Source organism: Companilactobacillus sp. RD055328, assembly GCF_022835675.1.
GTDB lineage: Bacteria > Bacillota > Bacilli > Lactobacillales > Lactobacillaceae > BQUT01.
This window is the reverse complement of record NZ_BQUT01000005.1, coordinates 210,409-231,829: the sequence shown is the minus strand read 5'-3', so window position 1 is coordinate 231,829 and position 21,421 is coordinate 210,409. Positions and strand designations below refer to the sequence as shown.

Below are 21,421 nucleotides of genomic sequence, written 5' to 3'. Positions count from 1 at the left end.
TAAAACCATCCTTATTTATTGATTAAAGAAGACAACTTTTTAATGCTTTTTGGAAAGGCAATTATTCTTATTGGAAAGAACTCTGCTGACTTAAAGTTTAGAACTAAATAATATTTTCCAGAACGGATTGATGAAAGTTCTGAAATATTAATCGTTCTAATTTGTTTCTTAAGAGGACTATATATTATTAATTTTTCATTATCAGCTACGAGATATGATTTGAGAATGAACCAAATAATAATTATAGATGCAATTATCATAATAATAGGCGCAATATAATTTGATTTAAATATTTCTAATTGCGTTATAATCCCTAGCATAAAAAGCATTAGTAATAATGACCATCTAATTATGCCTTTCTCACCACCAGGCTGATAGAATATTTTCAATAACTTTGACCCCCTATAATTAATATGATAATTGTACAATGAAAGTAATAAAAAAAGTATTAAAATAAAAAAAGTAATCGTTTACACTAGCTTAATTAAACTAATTGATATATAACTAAAGTGTGCTAATAAAAAGCTGGAGGAAATTATTTTGAAATATGTTGTTATGAAATCACGTGATATCCGTGAAAATTTGGCTACTGAACAATATTTAATGAACAATAAGAACTTCGATGAACCTCTTGTGCTGTTTTATATTGAAGGTCCTTGTATTATTGTTGGAAGAAACCAGAATACGCTTGAAGAAATCAATCATGATTTTGTAAAAGAAAATAATATTACGGTTACTCGACGCCTCTCAGGTGGTGGAGCAGTTTATCAAGATTTAGGAAATCTTTGTTTCAGTTTTGTGGTGAATTCCGATGATTCCAATTTTGGTGATTTTAAGTCATTCACCCAACCTATTATTGATGCATTACATCAAATGGGAGCAACATCAGCTGAAGTTTCAGGAAGAAACGACCTTTTAGTAGATGGTAAGAAGTTTTCAGGTAATGCCATGTATTCAAAAAATGGCAAGACTTTTTCTCATGGAACAATTTCTTATAATGTTGACTTAGATGTATTAACTAAAGCTTTACACGTTAACGAAGATAAGATCAAATCTAAAGGTATTAAATCTATTAGAAGTCGTGTGACTAATTTAAATTCTTATCTTGATTCTAATTACCAAGGTTTAACAACTGAAGAATTTAGAGACTTACTTCTACCTAAGTTATTTGAAAAAAATGATATTTCAGAGATAAAAAAACATGAATATGTAGTTACACCTGAAGATCAAGTAGAAATTAATAAGTTGCTCGATCAATATTATAAAAATTGGGATTGGGTTTATGGAAAATCACCCAAATTCACTCTTAAACAAAGAAAACACTTTGATATGGGGACAATTGATGTCCGTATGAATATTGCTAATGGAATGATTAACGATATAAAGATTTTTGGAGATTTCTTTGGATCACAAAGTGTATCTGACATTGAAGAGGCATTAAATGGAACTAAGTTTGAAACAGATGATGTTAGTTCAGTTTTAGACAATTTTAATTTAGATGACTACTTTAAAGGAATCGATAAGCAAGATATTTTGAAACTAGTTACTCCCTAATAAAATAAATACGCAAAAAGGCGAATTTTTAAAACTCGCCTTTTTGTTTGCTTTTTTTTATAATAAATAAGAGGTAATTATTATGATTTCAAAATACAAAGTAAGTAATGAATTGAACTTTATTTCAGTTAATGAATTAACTGCAGATGATGCTGAGGAATTATTTAATGACTATAAATTGACTGAAGAAATAATTGAATATGCTTCTGATATGAAAGAACGGCCAAGGATCGAGTATATAGAAGCGCTTAAATCATGGTTAATAGTTTTCCATGTTATTTCTAATAGTCCACATATTCATCAAGTTACATTCCCTATTTCTGTTTTATTAAGTGATAAACAAATTATCTTATTTACAACATCTAAAACACAATATGTTGAACGTTATTTTAAAGAATTACGTGAAAATGAGTCTAATAGTGTCACTTCGTGGGGAATATATTTTGATATTGATGATAAATTATCAGAAGATTTCATAGATAAGATCGAAGAAATATCTGACCGTCGCTCTCTAATTCAGCAGAGACTAACATCACATAAAATTAGTGATAGCGAAATTTTAGAACTATCTAAAATCCAAGAAGAAATATCATATCTATTAACGGCTGTTAATGGTAATTACATAATGTTAAAAGAAGCTCAACTATTTATTAAGAGCTCTGAAATGCACGGATTAATTACTAAAAAAGATAGAGAATACGTCAATGATGCCGTAATAGAATTTGAACAAATTCAAAAAATGGTTGAATTATTAGGCGATATAACAGATAAACTATCTAATTCATTTAATAATCTGTTAAATAATCAAACTAATTTCACTATGAAAATTTTGACAATATATTCTATTATTCTCTCGATACCAACGATTATTTCAGGCTTTTATGGTATGAATATGTTTTTACCAATTGCTGGAAAACCATGGTCCTGGATTTTTTCATTAGTATTAGTTGGAGTCGGCTCTATTGCGATTTGGTATGATTTAAAAAGACGACACTTTATGTAAAGTGTCGTCTTTTTTATGCCCAATATTGGAAGTAATCAGTTCTGATTGCTCCATTATATAATTTTCTACGTTTAGTTGCTTGCTTGCCATAGAATCCTTGGAAGTCTAAATCACTAGTTAAATAGTATTTACTCCAATGATTTAATTTTTCAAAGATATCCCCCATTTGTTTGTACAATATGTGTACCTCTTCGGTATCTTTCATACGAACACCATAAGGTGGATTAGCAATCAGAACGCCATTATCTTCTTCAATTTTCAAGTCTTTTAATGCTATTTGTTTGAAGTTAATGTCGTGTAACACTCCAGCATTATTAGCGTTTAACTTAGCAACGTCAATCATATTTTGATCAATATCACTTGCATTAATATTTAATTTAACATCCTTAATTTCGCTTTTTGCTAATTGCTTTTGATTTTCAAGAATTTGTTGATCAAACCAATTAAATCCTTCGAAAAGAAAATGACGATTTAATCCAGGAGCAATATTTTTACCAATCATTGCCGCCTCAATGGCAATTGTCCCTGAGCCAGTTGTTGGATCCCAAAATGGCATATCAGAGCGCCAATTAGTTATCATAACCAATGCTGCAGCGAAGTTTTCTTTCAATGGTGCCCCACCATGTTCAATACGATAGCCACGTTTGAATAAACTATCTCCTGTTGTATCAAGTGTAACTTCAGCATGATTTTTAATTATACGTACTTCAATTGAAAAAGTGCTACCTGATTCAGGCAACATACCATTACGACGATTGTAAACTTCAGCCATCTTTTTAACGATAGCTTTTTTTGAAATAGCCTGAATATCACGTGTCGAGAAAAGTTTTGATTTAACTGAACGAGCATTTACTGGTATATGTGCGTTCATTGGTAAGTAATCATCCCAAGGCATGTTATAAATTTTATCAAATAGTTCTTCGAAAGTTACTGCATCAAAGTCATCTAAAATGATTTTTACGCGATCAGCTGAACGTAACCAAAGATTTGTTCTTGCGATATCTTCTAGTTCACCATGAAATAACACGCGACCATTGTCAGTCTTTGTTTCATATCCAAGATCATTCAATTCTTTGGCGGTGATTGCTTCAAAACCACTTGCCATTGTTGCTACTAGTTTGTATGTCATATTTATTCCTCTTAATTATTTGAGTTTTATAAGTCTTTGCATAAAAAAAGGCGAAGTAAACTTCGCCCAACCTGAGAGTAGACCCTATAGGCCATGTTCTGTTCAAGTATTAAAACAGGTTATTTCTAATACCTTCAGTAATCATCTATCTACATTAAATGCCTTCACACTAGGTTCAATTTCCGTTGTGAAGCGCCCCTACCAAAGTTTGGGTTGCTCGCTCGCGGGGTTTACCCGTTCCAATTCCATCATTTCTGATGAACACGCGTTTCTGTGGCACTTTCAAACTACTAATGCATAGTTATAAACCTTAGCACTTTCATTGCCGTTATCTCAAAAGAGATACCTTGGCTTATTGGGCCAAGCACGAACACTACAAGCATCGCAGCTTGTGCGGGCATGGACCTTCCTCAGCTTACAAAAGTAAGCCGCGATTACTCGAAATCTACTCAGTTTGTTATTAAAACACCTTGATATTATAGGCACGAGTTATAATATATTGCAAGTTAATTGTTACTTGAATCATCACCATAGAAGTTTTGAGCTGATTCTGTTGTTGTTTTTTCTTCCCCAAATACTTTACGTTCTAGATTTGATAATCTGCGTAAAATATCATAGTTAGTTGTACTTGGATATGATTCATCTACAGGAGCATAAACATTATTTGTTTCTTGAGATTGCTCTGCTGTAGAAATCATTGTGTCATCAATTCTCGTATCTGAAATAATATTTTCAGACTCTTCTACTTGTTGTGTATCTTCAGACGTTCTTAATACATCTTCACGAAGTGAGGCGTTTTCAGCTTCTAGTTGACTAATGTATTTTTCCATACCTTCATAATCTTGGATTATGTCATCTAGATATGCATCAACTTCATCAGGATTGTATCCACCAATAGTTTTTGTACGAAATTCTTTTTTTAAGATGTCACTTGATTGTAATTTAGTATTTATATTCATATTATTTCCCTCTCAATATTGTTCACTTGGAATTATAGCAAATATTACACTAATATTACATAATCAGTGTTTAACTTATTCTTTTTTAATAATAATTTAATTAATTTCTTCGTCAGCCAGTTCTCGCGTGAAATCTTCCAAGTCTTCAAAGGTCACTAATTCAATTGAATAGTTGTGATTTTTAGCAAAATCGATAGCAGCTAAATAGTCAAAATTAGGCTTTCCCTCTTTTTCGGGATCATAAATTATCAATAGTCCATCAGTATGATTCAACATAAATTGTTGCCAATTTTTAAGCTGCTGAGGTGATTGATAGTCTTCATTACTAACATAATTTACATAATTAGATTTATTTAATGAACTTTTGAAATTAAGTGTGTTATTTTCATTCCAATTAGCTCCAAAGTCTTTAAAAGGAAGCATTACAGCATTTTTTAAGTGAGTATCATTTTCTTTGATATTGGCAACAGTATTAATTGTTATTTGTTCAATCCCAAGTTGTGCTCCTGTGATCACCCACTCCAACCCATCAAGTTGATACTGCTCGATTCTTCTTTTCAAAAACATACTTAAAACTTCAATTTTTTTATCGTTTTTATTAAAAATTCCAAGTTCAAAAGAACGATATCCAGTAATCCATAATCTTGTAATCATCTGTAATTCCTTTGGATTTTTTTCATTAATGTAAAATGGTATAATTCATTAGTTAAAGGAGTTGATAACTTGAATATTAAATACCCTGATGGTAGTTCATATGACAATGAGCAAAATTCATTAAACTATAGTTCAAATTCGAAACGTCAAAAGACTATTTTTGGTGATCGTGGTATGACACTTGAAGAAGAATTGAATAGAAGTAATGAATACTATCGAGCTCATGAAATAGCCGTTATTTATAAAAAGCCGGTTCCTTTACAAATTGTAAAGGTTGACTACCCTAAGAGAAGTAAGGCCGTAGTAAAAGAGGCATATTTTAGACAACCTTCAACTACTGATTATAACGGAATTTATCAAGGAAAGTATATTGACTTTGAAGCGAAGGAAACAAAGAACAAAACCGCTTTTCCACTTAAAAACTTTCATTCACATCAAATTGAACATTTGAGAAGTTGTTTAAAACAAGGTGGAATATGTTTTGTTATAATGAGATTCTCAACTCTTAATGAGTATTATATACTTCCAGCTTCTATTTTAATAAAATATTGGGATTTACAGAAACAAGATGGGAAAAAATCCATCGAATACAATATCATTGTAAAAAATTCTGTATCTATTGAGCCAGGATATAATCCGGTACTTCCTTATTTAGAAGCTTGTGACAAGATGATTGATAAATTAAAGGGGACAAAAAATGGCCGAAGAAAAAACGACCCGTAAACAAATTCGAAATAAAAAGCCAAAAAGAAAAGCTCTTACGATTATTAAATGGGGATTATTGGTCCTTACTTTATTTATTATTGCCGGAGTTGGGGTATTTGCATATTACGCAAGTCAAGCTCCAGAAATCTCTACAAGTACTCTGCAAGATGCAGGATCTGCAACGATTTATGATCGTAACGGTAAGAAAATTATGAACTTGGGTAACGAAGAACGCGATTATGCAAAAATTAGCGAGATACCAACCCAATTACAAGATGCAGTTATTTCAATTGAGGATAAGAGATTTTACAATGAACCGCTAGGAATTGATCCTATTCGTATTGTTGGTGCTGGATTGAATAACATTAAATCTAATAGTATTCAAGGTGGTGGTAGTACTTTAACCCAACAACTGGTTAAACTCTCCTACTTCTCAACAAATAAGTCTGATCAAACTTTTGAACGTAAGATAAAAGAAATTTGGCTTTCAATGAAAGTTGAAAAACAATATTCGAAGAAAAAGATTTTAGAGTTCTATATGAACAAAGTGTATCTTTCAAATGGTATTAATGGAATGAAAACAGCATCAAAATACTATTTTAATAAAGATATGAAAGATTTAACTTTAGCTCAAACTGCAATGTTAGCGGGTATGCCGCAATCTCCAACAGGTTATGACCCCTATGTACATCCGACAGAGGCAAAAAATCGTCGTGATACAGTATTACAAGCCATGTATAATAACAAAAAAATATCAAAAACTGATATGAAAGCAGCTATGGATACTCCTATCACAGATGGTCTTCAAGAAAAATCTAGCATAACTTCTGCTACTGAAACCAGAAAAATATCAGATCCATATATTAAAGAAGTAATTTCTGAAGTAAAGAAAAAAGGATACGATCCATATCGAGACAATATAAAAATTACAACAAATATGGATTATGATGCACAAAAATTATTGTACAAAATTGTTAATAGTAATACTTATGTTTATTATCCTGATAGTACAATGCAAGTTGCTTCAACAATTGTAGACCCAAATAATGGGAAAGTGATTGCAATGATTGGTGGACGTAATCAAGGAGATGTGCAGTTAGGATATAATCGAGCAGTTCAATCTTCCAGAAGTAATGGTTCTACGATGAAACCTCTACTCGATTATGCACCAGCAATTGAATATTTAGATTGGTCAACATATCATCAAGTGTACGATGAAGCATATAACTATCCTGGTACATCGATAAGTCTACATGATGTAGATAATCAATACATGGGGAAAATGAGCTTGCGTAGTGCACTTTCAAAGTCTAGAAATATCCCTGCCGTAAAAACTTTGGATGAAGTTGGATTTAACCGTGCTAAAGAATTTGTTAAACAATTGGGAATTAATATTCCAGATAATGCAGGTTTATCTGCTGGAATTGGTTCCGAAGTATCAACTTTACAAAATGCTGCGGCGTATAGTGCTTTTGCTAATGGTGGTTATTATAGAAAACCTTATTACGTTTCAAAAGTTGAAACTTTTGATGGTATTGTTCATAAATACAGTTCTTCTGCGAAACGTGTTATGAAAGAATCAACCGCATTTATGATTACTGATGTGTTAAAAGATGTTATCAAACCTGGTGGTCTTGGTGCAAATGCATATATTGCTGGATTATATCAAGCTGGAAAATCTGGAACAACAGATTATTCAGAACAAGAATTAAAAAGAAATCCAGCTCTTTCAGGACTTGCAAAAGATGCATGGTTTGCAGGTTATACTAAAAATTATTCAATGAGTATCTGGGCCGGTTATGATAAGCCGTCTGAAAATGGTTTATCAATGACAAGTCGAACCATATCTCAAAAAATTTATAAATATATGATGCAGTATCTGCAACAAAATACCGAAAATAAAGACTGGACAGCTCCTGGTGATATCGTTCAAGTAAATGGCGAATGGTTCTTAAGTGGAACAGTACCTGCCTCATTTACTCATCAAGAAGAATCATCAACTGATGATACTACTACTGATGAAACAGAAACAGACAGTGAATCAGATCAAGATGTTGTTGAGGATCCGGATGAAACCACTGAACCAGATGAAAATATGGATAATAATGAAGTTGGTGATACTACAACTGATCCTTCCGTAGATACACAACAAGCAAGAAACTTTAATCGCTCCATTACTAGTACGCATAAAACAAATAGTAAAAATTGGCGTCGCCAATCTGAGAATAATAAGAAATTGATTAAATTACTTACATTTAATCTAATGATATAAAAAAAGCAATGATATTAAATAATATCATTGCTTTTTTTTATTGTTTAATTTATCGCACTCAATTATTAATGAACAAATCTCTTTTTCAACTGTCAGTTTCATCGAGTACTTTCTACCGAATTCAATCATTGTATGATGAGCTTTAGTCCATTCGGATTTAGGTAAAACCGAAGTTATTTTTGTTTCTATTTCCAAAGGGTTAGCATCTTTTTTTACAAAGTGAAGTCGTTTAGAAATTGCAGAGACATGTGTATCAACAGCAAATGCAGGGATATTAAATCTATCGCTGATAACAACGTTGGCTGTTTTTCTACCTACCCCAGATAGTTGCATTAATTTTTCTCGATCTTGTGGTACTGTACCATCAAAATTTTCAATAAGTTCCTGAGAGCATTTCTTTATGTTTTTTGCTTTATTATGAAAAAGACCGACACTTTTAATTATGTCTTCAATCTCTAAGATGTCAGCATCAGCCATATTTGATGCGTCTGGGTATTTTTGGAATAATTTGGGTGTTACTTTATTAACAGAGACATCCGTTGCTTGTGCGCTTAAAATAACTGATATTAAGTATTGGAAATCAGTTCTCGAATCAAGTGACGGTTTAACAGGACCAATTTCATCCATCATTTTATGAATTGCCCATACAATATCAGAATTTGCTAGCATTATAATTCATTTCTCCTTTTCGATTCTTCTAACTGAATTGGAGTTTTTATGTTTTGTTTTTCCCAATTTAATAAGATACGATCCATATATTTGAAAGAATAAGCTTGATTCAAAACAGCCTCTTTCAATGCTAACTGTATTAAATCAATACTATAATGACTTTGATTAATCCAATCATGAATAGTCTCTTGTTCTATCGGTGAAGTTGGGCGACCAAATTCTACTTCTATCATTTTGAATAAAGTACGAAGTTTGTTTTCTTGGGCTAATTTATTAGCTTCTTCATCAGTCTTTGACAAAATTTGTTCTAATTGATAATAGACCGGAGTTAAATCATAAGCATCTTGTTGCTGATGATTTCTATTTATCTCTGTTTTTATATCAATTATATTTTTTTTGATAAGACTCTGAATAATATTCATGATTTTTGATTGTTCTAATCCAGTAGTTTTTTGAATTAGTTCAGGAGTTGGAAATTTATTATTCTTTTGCGAATACATTTCGAGAACTGAAAAAATCAAAAACTCCTCTGCATTAAGAGAAAGATTATGTAAATTTAATAAAATAACATTATTAATTGATGTTGATCCGTCTTTAATTAATTTATCTAATATATTTATTGACATATTTTTCCTCAAAAAAGGTTGGAAATATTCCAACCTTTCAACTTATATTATGGTTTTAATCTGTTAATCATTCTTGGGAACGGAATTGCTTCGCGTAAGTGATCTAGTTTACAAATCCAAGTTACTGCACGTTCGAATCCTAAACCAAATCCTGAATGTGGAACTGAACCGTATTTACGTAAATCAAGATACCATTGGTATTCTTCTTTGTTTAGCCCTTTTTCATCAATCATCTTTTCAAGTGCATCAAAGTCAGTTTCACGCTCACTACCACCGATAATTTCTCCGTAACCTTCGGGAGCTAGAAGATCAGCACAAAGGTAAACGTCATCACGATCTGGATGTGGTTTCATATAGAATGATTTGATTTCTTTTGGATAGTTCATAATAAATACAGGTTGTTCAAATTGTTCTGATATGTATTGTTCATCAGGAGCGCCAAAATCGTCTCCCCATTTAACATCTGCACCATTTTTTTGTAGCATTTCGATAGCTTCATCATATGAAATGCGAGGGAATGGTAATTTAGTATACTTTTTAAGTTGTTCAATATCACGATCAAGTATTTTTAATTCATATTCACAGTTATCAATAACACTTTGAACTAAGTATGCAATATAACGTTCTTGAACTTCTAAACTTTCGTCTTGTTCCATAAATGCCATCTCTGGTTCAATCATCCAAAATTCTGTTAAATGACGGCGTGTTTTTGATTTCTCCGCACGGAAAACTGGACCAAATGTAAATACTTTACCAAAGGCCATAGCCCCTGCTTCAGCATAAAGTTGACCACTTTGTGATAGATAAGCATCGTGATCAAAGTATTCAATATGGAATAATTCTGTTGTTCCTTCTGGAGCACTACCAGTAAGAATTGGTGGATCCATTTTAATGAACCCTTCTTTATTGAAGAATTCATAAGTGGCATTAATCATTTGATTTCTAATTCGCATGATTGCGTATGGACGTTTTGAGCGTAACCATAAGTGTCTATGATCAAGCAAGAAGTCAACACCATGTTCTTTAGGTGTTATAGGGAAATCTTCGCTTTCGCCAATAACCTCAATTCCAGAAACTTCAATCTCATAACCAAAATGAGATCTTGAATCTTCATGAATTACACCTGTTACCCAAAAGCTTGTCTCTTGGCGTAATGATTTTGATAATTCAAAAATTTCTTCTGATACATTATTCTTAACAACAACTCCTTGGAAGAATGCTGTTCCATCACGTAATTGCAAGAATGAAATCTTACCTGAAGAACGTTTATCTGTTAGCCAAACGCCTATTTTTACTTCTTCATCAATATGTTTTTTTGCATCAATGATTTTTATTGTTTTAACCATGAATGTAATACTCCTTTAAATATTGTTAATCAATTGTGTTATTTTATTTGTTTCGTAGTCAACCATTGCATAACCTATAGAATTGTTCTTATTTGTAAATGAAACTTCCCAGGTTGGTTTATTATGGATAATTCCTAAATTAATATCATTAATTCTCTTTGGATTATACTTACTCAAAATTTTGTTTTTAGTAGTCTCTCTATTATATTTATTACTCTTAAGAATCTTTATTTTACCGCTTTTAGCATTAATCATTACATAACGGTATTTATTTTCTTTTGTCCAACCACCCACACTGTAATATTGATTATCTTGTGTGAAATTTGAGAAATAATTAGGATTATCAATGTCTGCCGACTTGTATGCAATTTTATTTGCTTGTGATCGAGCGCTAGTATATGGTTCGCTAGCTATAGAGAAAAAAACAAAAATAGAAGTAGCAATAACCCCTACAATTCCAATAATTATCCAATTTATGGTGGATCTACGCATATTTAATACCTCAAAAAATTGACTAACTATAGTATACCAAAAGTTAGTTCAAAAATTCTTCTAGATTTTCTTTAATTTCATTGGATGAATAATTCTTTTTAATCGATTTTTCTGGAAAATTACTTAACATTTCTTTTCCATATTTGGATTTGATTATTCTATCATCTAAGATAATCATTACACCTTTATCCGTTGGGGTTCTGATAAGCCTTCCATAACCTTGACGAAGTTTTAGAGTTGCTCTAGGTAATGCATCCTCGTTAAATGCGTTCAACTGCAATTTTGAAAGATATTTACTACGAATCATTGTTTCGTTTTGATCTGGAGAATCGAATGGAAGCCTTGTAATAATAACAATTTCAAGAACTTTTTGTGGGAAATCTACACCCTCCCAAAATGAATTGGATCCAAGTAAAATAGAGTTCTTGCTATGAGAAAAACGTTTTTTAATCTTTTCATTATTACCATTAATACCCTGAGCAAGTATTTCTTTTTTGTTACTTAATGAGCTCTCGGATAGTTTAATATAAACTTCATTCATAGTAGACAAAGAATTAAATAAAACAAGAGCCTGATGTGGATTATCGCCTAAGAATTTTTTTATCATTTCACTTAAATAAGAACTATATTCATCTTCGTTCATATTCTTTATATTTTTAGAATCATTAGGTATATATACTCGTGTTCTGTCATCTAAGTTATATTGATTCTTAAATATTTCGGCATTATGAATCAACTCATCAGTTAACTGTAAATCTCGCTTGAAAAAATTAAAATTATCACTACTATTCAATGCCCCACCAACCATGAATATATGATTGAATTTTTGATTAACGGTATTGATTTCGTCATTAATATCTAATTTATACCAAACAATATTAGTACCAGATGAATTAAATTGATTTTTAAGCTGGAAGCTAACACCAAATAGCTGATGCTCATCATTTAGTTTAGTAATAAGATCTAACATTAATACTGTTTGTCGACGTAATGAATTATTGTACAAGCTTAAATTAGAAATAATTCCCGATATTTTCAGACCAATAAAATCGTTTTGGCCAAAATAGTTACGAATTAGTTTATCAATTTCTAGTATTATTTTTGTCAAAGATTCTTTTATTTCTGATAAGTATGAAATAAGTCGTGCCGGTTGTTTAATATCTTTATTCAACATTCGTGTTTCTAAATAACTACTCTTATTATCTGATAGCAACTTATTAAGAAAATAATTTTGATATACATAATCATCAAGCTTAGCTGTTGCAGTTTCAAACTCTTGGAAGAAAGATTCCATTAACTGAAGATCTTTCCTACTCCATTTCCCAATGAAATTATTATTGAAGTTTTCTTTTAAATCTTCTCTATTCTGATATAAGGTATCAGATATTTTTTTCACTTCACTATTAAGCTTGTTCATATTAAAACTTGGCGAATTATTTTTTCTTAAATTATCTGCAAAATGATGAGCTTCATCGATAACAAGATAAGGATTATCACCCCAAATTTTGTCACTCAAATGTAACGCGAAATATGATTGATTAGTTATCAAAATCTCAGCGCGTTTAGCCTCATTTATACTGAATTTCCAAAAATCATCTTCAGCAAATAATGTGTTTATCTTATCTTCTCCACGATGGGATATTAATGATAAATAATCTATATTTGTATTGCTGAGACGCAATTCGTCTAAATCACCAGTAGTGGTCATTGTTAACCAAACTAAAATTTTCATTTTTAGAATTGCTGTAGTTTTATGCCCCTTCAGGTCTTGTGACAACGTGTTATAGAAACGATCTAAATCTAAATAATTATAACTACTCTTAACTACTTGTGCATGATAAGAATAATTTTGCAATTGATTCAAAAATGGAATGGCTTCATCCAAAATTTGATTTTGTAAAACTGTTGTTGTAGTAGCAATGACTAATTTATGTCTATCAGATATTTGAAAAGAAATTGGGTATAAGTATCCTATAGTTTTACCAATCCCAGTTGGAGCTTCCAATATAGTCCATTTTTTTGATGAATTTTCGAGTAATGTACTATGGATTGAATTCATCATTTTTGCTTGTTCACTTCGATATTCTAAAACGTTATTAAAACTTGAAATTTTATCGCTTTTTGAAACGGGATATTCAGTATTCAAATCAACATTAGAGTTAACTTTTACAGTTTTACGACGCAAAACCAGTCCGTTTTTCTCGTATAAGTAATCTTGTAAGATATTGGCATCATTGATTCTCTTTTGATATATACTGGAGAATAATTCACCAGTTTCACGAATAGTGGATTCACCAATTAGGCATATTTTTTTTAGAGTCGTAATTGGTAGCATATTGATTCTTTGAATTAATATTAATAATAATTTAGCTGTGACATTAGAATCATCATCTGCACGATGTGGATGATCATGTTCAATATTCAAATAATCTGAAATATCTTGTAATTTAAAACTGCTCAATTGTGGCAATAATATTTGTGAAAGTTCAACAGTATCAATAGCTGGAATATCTAAATTGTCATATCCTGATTTTTTTAATGCTGCTTTAATAAAGGGAAAGTCAAAGTTAACATTATGAGCTACAAATGTTCTTCCCTTTAAATAATTAAATATTTGATCGGCAACCTCTTCAAAGCTTGGGGCATTCTTCACAGTGTCATTAGAAATATTTGTCAATTCCTGAATTCTCGTTGAAATTCGTTGATGCGGATTTACTAGAATTGAAATAGAATCCGAAATCACACCATTATCAATTAATGTACACCCAAATTGAATTATCCGATCTTCGCCTTTATTTGTTCCCGTTGTTTCTAAATCGACAACGGCAAAGTGTTTTGATATATCCATATAAATCCTACTCACATTAGATTTTTACGCATTTACCAAGTCTTAAGAAATATAAATACTTACCTATTACTTGTTTATTTTCAATATTCTCAATTGCTGCTTCGTATAGATTAAGTTGACCGCTATAATTCTTAACAGCAGAATCAACTGAATTTTTAGCAGAATTATCATTAATTACATTATCAGTCTTGTAATCAAAGATTATTATACCCTCTTTTGTTTCAATAAGGCCATCAATTATTCCATGTATAAGGATATCGTCATCCACACTACCTGAATCAAATAGTTTTTTAGCTGGTACTACCATTGAAAAAGGATATTCTCGTTGCAATGTATCACGATTATTCATAACTTGCATTCCTAAATCAGAATCAAAAAAATCAATGATATTTAAAATGTTAATTTTTTTACTTACAGCTGAGGAAATTAGCCCGTTATTCGTTAAATTGTTAATTAATTTCTGGACGGATTCAATTGTCGGTTTCTGATCTAAAGATAACTTTTGTAATATCAAATGAGTTGCACTACCTATTTCAGCTCCAGATACATTTTCTTCTGTCATCAAGAACTTAGGTTTTTGAAAATCGTTTAGAGTGTAACGACCGCTATCTATAATTTGCGACTTAACTAATGAATCTTCATCTGGATCACCAAATAAAAATTTAATCTCTGAAACTGACTGATAAGCGGTAGTTTTGACAGACTTCTCATATGGATATTGAAAATCAAGAATTTTCTTAACTGTCTGCGTAAATTTATCATCAGCTGTTGGTTTGTTTTTAATTTTAAATATCTTCTTGGGACTAATTATTGATAGATCAATATTCTCAGGTTTAATAAACAGAATCTGAGTATTTAATTCTTTATTAAAGAAGCTACTCCCTGATGTACTTGTTGAATCTTGTAATATACAAGACATTATAATATCCAAATATGATTTGAAGTTTAAACGATCATATAAGTCAATTTTTGAATTTGTTAAATCAACAGTTTGCCAAGCTTCTATTTTTTTTGATAATGATTTTGTTGATCCAATAATTATCAATTTTTGCTTAGCACGTGTTAATGCAACATATAATAAACGCAATTCTTCGGAAATATTTGAAATATTCTTCTTTTGTTTAATCAATCCTCTAACTGGAGTTGAAAAACGTAGTTCTCGATCATAATCAATATATTTAATTCCAAGTCCTTGTTGAACATCAATTAATGCATCACCCGTTAAGTCATCAGTATTGAATTTCTTTGCTGCATCAATTAAAAAAACAATAGGAAATTCCAATCCCTTACTACCATGAATAGTCATAACATTAACAGCATCTTCATCAGACTCAATAGAACTTGGTTGAGATAAGTCTTTTTGATTAGCTTCAATTCTTTCAATAAATCTGATGAATCGAAATAAGCCTTGAAAATTCATTGCTTCAAATTCGTTAGCTCTTTGATATAAAGCATGCAAGTTTGCTGAACGCTGTTTACCACCGGGCATTCCAGTAACAAAATCTAAAAATCCCGTTTCTTGATAAATAGACCAAATTAATTCGGAAATTGATGCTTGATTTGCTTTTTCACGGAAATTCTTTAATTGCTTTAGAAATACCTCTAATTTATTAGTTAATTGATTATCATTATTCTCTAAATAAGTTAGTACGGTGTGATAAAAATTAAGACCTGAGTTATCAATTCTAATCTGAGCCAATTCATTTTCATTAATTCCAACAATAGGTGATCGTAAAACGGCAACTAGAGGAATATCTTGTTCAGGATTATCAATTAGTTTTAATATCTCAATCATCACTTGAACTTCCATTGTTTGGAAATAATTTTGTGAATCGGAAACATATACTGGAATATTAGCAGAACCAAAAGAAGAAACAATATCAGTATAATAGCCTTTACTACGACTTAAAATAGCAATATCACTATATCGAATATCCCTGTTTGTACCTTTTTTAGCATCAAATATTTGATATTTATCACTTACTAACTTTTGAATACGCGATCTAAGTTGCGTAATTTCAACAATACGCTTATTAACACCCTCTTCATCAGCAGAATTAATATCCATAATATTAATTTCAACTGAAGTATCCACATTATCAGGGAACTTAGCTCCCGGTATAAGTTTTGTTCGATCATCATAATCAACTCCACCAACTTGATTGTCCATCATCATTTCAAAAATGTTATTAACAAAAGATGTAACTGTTTTTGATGATCTAAAGTTATTCGAAAGAAGAATTAGTTCGTTTGTATCATTGCTTCTGCCAAATTCATCATATTTACCCGCAAATAAATAGGGTGCAGCTTGTCTGAAACCGTAAATCGATTGTTTAATATCCCCTACCATGAAGAAATTATTAGAATTTTGTTGAAGACTTTGTACAATACTTTCTTGCATGGGATTAACATCTTGATACTCATCAATCATTATTTCAGTAAATTTATTTTGATAATACTCTGCTGCAACTCTAGTTCCATTTTCTTCAACTTTAAAAATATCCATAGTAAAATGTTCTAAATCATTAAAATCTAAAGTTTTATTATGTAGTTTAATCACCTTAAATTGTTCCAAATATCTTTTTTCGGCTTCAACTAGCTTAACTATTAATTTATAAGAGTTATTCATGATTTGAGTCATATTTTCACTATTAGTAATAACCAAATCGTTTAAAATCTTCTTTTTAAAGTTGTCTTTAATATTTGTTTGAATATCTTGGACTACTTTAGTCATTTCATCTTCTTGGGTTCCAGGTTTCTTTCGAGCTGTCTTAAATTTAAAACTAGAAATATTTGTTGCAAGATCATCAAATGAATAAATACCAATTTTTTCTATAAAATCTTCTAGCCAAAGAATTGCTTCGCTAAATGGATCAATATATTTAGCACAACTCTCGTTTTCTAGAGCGAGTGATTGAGCTTTTTTCATTAAATTCAATTGTTCTTTTAGTGATTGAAGTATATTTGGTAGCAAAATTTCTTTGTAGAAGTTAGACTTTTCAAAATCGTCATCGTTTAGTTGATATAACTGACTTAATGAATCAAGCCATTCATCACTATTAGGACTTGTGATAGCAAAATTAGCTAGTTTATAAATCAGGTCCTGCAATCCTTGATCATCACGATCTTTAGAAAAGTTCTTAGTTAGTTCAATGAAGTCTTGATCATTATTTTGGTAGTACTCATCACGAACTATATTCCAAGCTTGTTCTTTAAGTAACATTTGTTCTGTATCATCCGTCATTAGACGAAAACTTGGATCTAAATCTATTAAGTAATAAAACTTTTTGATTACATTTGAACAAAAAGAATGTAATGTGCTGATATCGGCAGCTGGAACTTTCGCCAGTTGTTGTTGTAAGTTTAGTTTTACGATCGTATCAGTTGTATTATTTATCTCAGATCTTAATCGACTAATCAATCGATCCTTCATTTCTTTAGCGGCTAATTTGGTGAAAGTGACAATAAGAAGTTTATCAACATCTTGTCCATTCATAATTTTGGTGATTACACGCTCAATTAAAATGGTGGTTTTCCCAGAGCCTGCAGCAGCCGAAACAAGAATATCTTTATCGGTATCAAAAATCGCTTGTTTTTGTTCAGTTGTCCAGTTAATCGACATTGTATTCACCTCCATTACTTAATTGGTCTAAGAATTGTTTTTTACTTATATTTGAAATGTCATTGTAGCTATTCTCTGGTAACATCGCATCAAATTCAAAAATTGATTTGTAGTTGGTAAACTTAAATCCAGTATCGTTATCGTTAACACGATAAGGATTAAGCTTAATTTCTCCAGAAAAAATCCTTTGTGCTGCTTGTATAATTAATGATTTGTTATAATTCAACATTAATTCTAGTTGTTCTTTTGTGACTGAATCGTTTGTTTGTGCCGATAACTCACCGTTTTTCTTAAGTGCTAGCTTATAAATATCAGAGCTATTTTTTGAATCTACACCGTTGGTTAATAATTGGTCAATATTATTACCATCATTAACAATAATTCCTGTAAGCTGGCGGTTCTTATAATTATCTTTTACTATATATTCCGCATCATTGATTGGTGAATAGATGCGTGAATAAAACGCACCTAATACAGACTTAACACCTAACTGTGATTGGTCATTCATAACTACTTGAATATATGTTGGAATCTGCAATTGTAACCCTGCACTAAACATATTATATTTGAATTCTTTTTTTGAAGATTTGTAATCAATAATTTGTATTGAATCACTATTTTTAAATTTATCAATACGATCAATCTTACCTCGTACAAAAATTTTCTTACCATCATCAAGGATATAATTGAGCCCCTCAATCCCCTTGTTATTAGCAATGGTGCCAAAGACTATTTCTGAATTAATTGGTTGAAAATTCAATAGATTTGATTGCTGATTGATTGAAATCATAAGTCCACTTAATATGTCAGATAAGTTTGATGCAATATATTTCATTTGTGGTGATGACGAAAAGATTTTATAAGTTTTTGATTCTAAAAGTTCTTTAATGATTTTCTTAGAAACTTCTTTAGTTTGCTCCATACTTAATTGAGCTAAGTTAATATCTTTGTCATTCAAATATTTAACAAAATAGTCCAAGTTATCATGGAAGAAACTTCCCATATTCGCTTGATTAAGTTCAAAGATATCTCGTTTTTTCAACTTGAGACCGTAAGTTAAGAAGTATTCAAATTCATTACTGTAAAATGTTTCAAGTTGAGAAATTGAAACATTTAAAGTATCACCATACAAGCTTTGAGCAACCTCGGGGTCAAGATTAGTAACTGTGTTTTGATAGTTTAATGACCCTTGGACTTTATTTTTGAGAGATGTATCAGCTAATAATAAGCTTTGAATTGTATTCCAATTGTTAGACATTTTAATACTACGGTCTTTTAATGAGCGATTTAATCTAATTAGATAATTTAGTGTTGAATCAATTGATCCAACGTATTCAAGTGCATAATCGTCATCCGCTTTAGGTGTATTCGTAATAACTCTTGGAGTAATTCCAAAGTAATCTTTAATTCGTTGTACATATGGAGAAATTTGTTCCTGATCACTATCGCCAATTAAAGGATACGAAAAAATAATCCTTTGTTCGGCACTTGTAAATGCTGAATTATGTAAGAAAGGTTCATCATTATTAATTATTTCGGCTGTATCTGAAAATTCACTGTTTGGTTTTAAATACTTACTAAACTCCATTTTTTCTTCATCGCTAATCAAAGAATTATTCTTATTAGATTTGGGCATTTGATCCGATGTACTTCCAAGAATGAATGTTATTTTTCGATTATTCATTTGAACCATACCAAGTTCAGATATGTTAACTGCATCTAAAGTTGATGGAATTTGAGAGTATTGTGATTGTGAAAAACCACTATCTAATACATCTAAGAAATTCTTAGCATCAAATGTATCATCACCGAATATTTCAATAAATTCACTCAAAAGCTGATTCAAAACATTTACAACTTGTTCAGGTTTGCTGGAATTAAGAAGATCTCCCTTCTCTAAATCATTATTTTGCCAATTTCTAAGCGTGAAAAATACAAGGTTATCTTCAAGAAATTTATATAATTCAATTATTAATTGTCTATTGGTGGTTACGCTATCAAATACTTCATTGATATTTTGATAAATATTAGCAACATAATGTTTAATTGAATTAATTTTGTTGATATTTTCTTGATATTTGTTTCTTAGTATTTCATCGTTAACTGAACTTAAATCTATTACTAATGTGAAATCTTCTTGACTCAACCAATCACTCTTATATAAGCCTTGAGCCAAAGAATAGTTCTCAGCCAAATCAATTGCTGACGAAAAATATTCTTCAGAAATATCTTCACTAGGCAGTAATAAATTCAATTTTAATAATTGAAAAATCGACTCATGATTTAGATTACCTTGAGCAAAAGCAAATAAATAATCTATTAGTAATTTCAATGGATGCTTAGACATATCTTTTTGTAGATCAAAAAACATTGGCACTTCATTTGTGTCAAAGATTGGTTTAATAAATGATTCGTAACTTGACAAGTCACGACTTAAAATCAAGAAATCTTTATAACGATAGTTTTGAGTTGCTACGAGTTGTCGAATATATGTTGATATTGCCTGAATTTCGGTTTGACGATCTGTACACTCCCAGATTTGTATACTATTTTTTGTTTCTAGGACAGCACTATTTAAAGATTTATTTACAGAATTTGACGAAATCCAAAAATCCTCTAGCAAACCGATATCATTACTTACACGATTAAGATTGGCATAGTTATTGTTTATTACTACTTTCTTATCTCTAGCAGCTGAATATAGTAAAGAGTAGGTACGTGCTGGACGGTAATAGAAATCGGTTGATTCTGGAAGCTCGATATAAGGCTTATCTAATTCCAAACTGATTGTTAAATTACTATCTTGACTAATTGTATTTAATAATTCGAATTCAATATTTTTAAACGTCGAAAATCCTAAAAAGTAAAAATGTGTTTTTGATAATAAATCTTCACTTTTGAAAACTTCAAGTAGTTTTTCTACAAGCAAATTGTTATGTAAATAGTTCTCATTAATATTACTGTTGTAGTCATCGTAGATAAGCTTTAATTCTTTCGTTTTCTTGATTTCAAAAGTTGCATTAAGATTAGAAATTATATTATCCAAATCATCTGAATCGATTTGTCCATTTTGTAATTCCTCTATTTGAGAAACAACTTCATCAATAAAACCATTATTTTGAATTTCGCCTTTGAAAATCTGCAACTCTTTTTTTCGATTATTTAAAATATTGCGAACAATCATTGATTTTTTTGTTGATGTTAATGTTTGTCTGTTTAAGACTTCCTCATCTCGCAGGAAGTACCAAGCTAACCGTGATAATGAAAAAATTTGAAGATTATTTGTCGCAATAATTTCAGAATTAGGTTTAATTTTTTCTTTGAATTGTTTAATTATTTCTATCTCAGATTCAAATTTAATATGGTTAGGCACAACAAAAAAGAATTTATCATGTGGATTATTTTTATAATCAGCAATAAAGTTATCCATTATTTGTTGTAAATGATTTTTCTTACTATTTCCTAATACAAATGTTAAAGCCATGATTTTCCCTACTTCTCTTGACAAAATTTAACGAATTGATCATTTTTTATGTATAATA

Annotated in this window: 15 protein-coding genes and 1 other RNA gene; 4 read left to right on the top strand and 12 right to left on the bottom strand. The window is 30.6% G+C overall.

All coding sequences use genetic code 11. The features are described from left to right. Positions 1–11: 11 nt before the first annotated feature. Entirely contained in the window at positions 12–389 is a 378-nt protein-coding gene (locus RD055328_RS03295; protein WP_244087382.1) for an EbsA family protein, read from the bottom strand. A 151-nt stretch (positions 390–540) separates the two neighbouring features. Between RD055328_RS03295 and RD055328_RS03290 the strand changes: the two genes are divergently transcribed. Together RD055328_RS03290 and RD055328_RS03285 are read left to right on the top strand one after the other, a co-directional pair. Then, positions 541–1,554, top strand: a complete 1,014-nt coding sequence (locus RD055328_RS03290) for a lipoate--protein ligase (RefSeq protein ID WP_244087381.1) — start codon at positions 541–543, stop codon at positions 1,552–1,554. An 82-nt stretch (positions 1,555–1,636) separates the two neighbouring features. Next, on the top strand, positions 1,637–2,557 hold the full coding sequence (locus RD055328_RS03285; RefSeq protein WP_244087380.1) for a magnesium transporter CorA family protein: 921 nt from the start codon (positions 1,637–1,639) through the stop codon (positions 2,555–2,557). 13 nt (positions 2,558–2,570) lie between these two features. On the opposite strand, the gene RD055328_RS03280 is transcribed toward RD055328_RS03285, so the two are convergent. The 4 genes from RD055328_RS03280 to RD055328_RS03265 all read right to left on the bottom strand — a co-directional run bounded on the left by RD055328_RS03280 (position 2,571) and on the right by RD055328_RS03265 (position 5,299). Beyond that, positions 2,571–3,686, bottom strand: a complete 1,116-nt coding sequence (locus tag RD055328_RS03280; protein ID WP_244087379.1) for a class I SAM-dependent RNA methyltransferase — start codon at positions 3,684–3,686, stop codon at positions 2,571–2,573. Positions 3,687–3,768: 82 nt separating this feature from the next. Next, an RNA gene (gene rnpB, locus RD055328_RS03275) (RNase P RNA component class B) lies at positions 3,769–4,132 on the bottom strand. Positions 4,133–4,192: 60 nt separating this feature from the next. Further along, positions 4,193–4,645, bottom strand: coding sequence for a DivIVA domain-containing protein (locus RD055328_RS03270; protein WP_244087378.1), 453 nt, complete (start codon positions 4,643–4,645; stop codon positions 4,193–4,195). 96 nt (positions 4,646–4,741) lie between these two features. Next, positions 4,742–5,299: an SLOG family protein gene (locus RD055328_RS03265; protein ID WP_244087377.1), complete on the bottom strand. Its 558-nt coding sequence runs from the start codon at positions 5,297–5,299 to the stop codon at positions 4,742–4,744. A 69-nt stretch (positions 5,300–5,368) separates the two neighbouring features. Between RD055328_RS03265 and recU the strand changes: the two genes are divergently transcribed. After that, the gene (gene recU, locus RD055328_RS03260) at positions 5,369–6,022 is read left to right on the top strand and encodes a Holliday junction resolvase RecU (RefSeq protein WP_244087376.1); all 654 of its coding nucleotides are present in this window, start codon (positions 5,369–5,371) and stop codon (positions 6,020–6,022) included. Further along, the gene (locus RD055328_RS03255; protein WP_244087375.1) at positions 5,997–8,276 is read left to right on the top strand and encodes a transglycosylase domain-containing protein; all 2,280 of its coding nucleotides are present in this window, start codon (positions 5,997–5,999) and stop codon (positions 8,274–8,276) included. Before recU ends, RD055328_RS03255 begins: the two co-directional genes overlap by 26 nt. A gap of 24 nt (positions 8,277–8,300) precedes the next feature. Here the strand turns inward: RD055328_RS03255 and nth are convergent, their stop codons facing one another. Genes nth through RD055328_RS03220 form a run of 7 tightly spaced genes read right to left on the bottom strand, consistent with a single transcriptional unit; the run spans position 8,301 to position 21,363 of the window. After that, a complete protein-coding gene (nth, locus tag RD055328_RS03250; RefSeq protein WP_244087374.1) occupies positions 8,301–8,945 on the bottom strand; it encodes an endonuclease III in 645 nt (214 codons plus the stop codon). Then, positions 8,945–9,571: a DnaD domain-containing protein gene (locus RD055328_RS03245; RefSeq protein ID WP_244087373.1), complete on the bottom strand. Its 627-nt coding sequence runs from the start codon at positions 9,569–9,571 to the stop codon at positions 8,945–8,947. Before RD055328_RS03245 ends, nth begins: the two co-directional genes overlap by 1 nt. Positions 9,572–9,618: 47 nt before the next feature. Then, complete coding sequence (gene asnS, locus RD055328_RS03240; protein ID WP_244087372.1) at positions 9,619–10,917, bottom strand: asparagine--tRNA ligase; 1,299 nt, start codon at positions 10,915–10,917, stop codon at positions 9,619–9,621. A 15-nt stretch (positions 10,918–10,932) separates the two neighbouring features. Next, entirely contained in the window at positions 10,933–11,409 is a 477-nt protein-coding gene (locus RD055328_RS03235) for a hypothetical protein (RefSeq protein ID WP_244087371.1), read from the bottom strand. Between the two features lie 43 nt (positions 11,410–11,452). Continuing rightward, entirely contained in the window at positions 11,453–14,257 is a 2,805-nt protein-coding gene (locus RD055328_RS03230) for a helicase C-terminal domain-containing protein (RefSeq protein WP_244087370.1), read from the bottom strand. Positions 14,258–14,273: 16 nt separating this feature from the next. Then, positions 14,274–17,879: a helicase-exonuclease AddAB subunit AddA gene (addA, locus tag RD055328_RS03225; protein WP_244087369.1), complete on the bottom strand. Its 3,606-nt coding sequence runs from the start codon at positions 17,877–17,879 to the stop codon at positions 14,274–14,276. Next, positions 17,869–21,363, bottom strand: coding sequence for a PD-(D/E)XK nuclease family protein (locus RD055328_RS03220; RefSeq protein ID WP_244087368.1), 3,495 nt, complete (start codon positions 21,361–21,363; stop codon positions 17,869–17,871). Before RD055328_RS03220 ends, addA begins: the two co-directional genes overlap by 11 nt. Positions 21,364–21,421 lie beyond the last annotated feature (58 nt).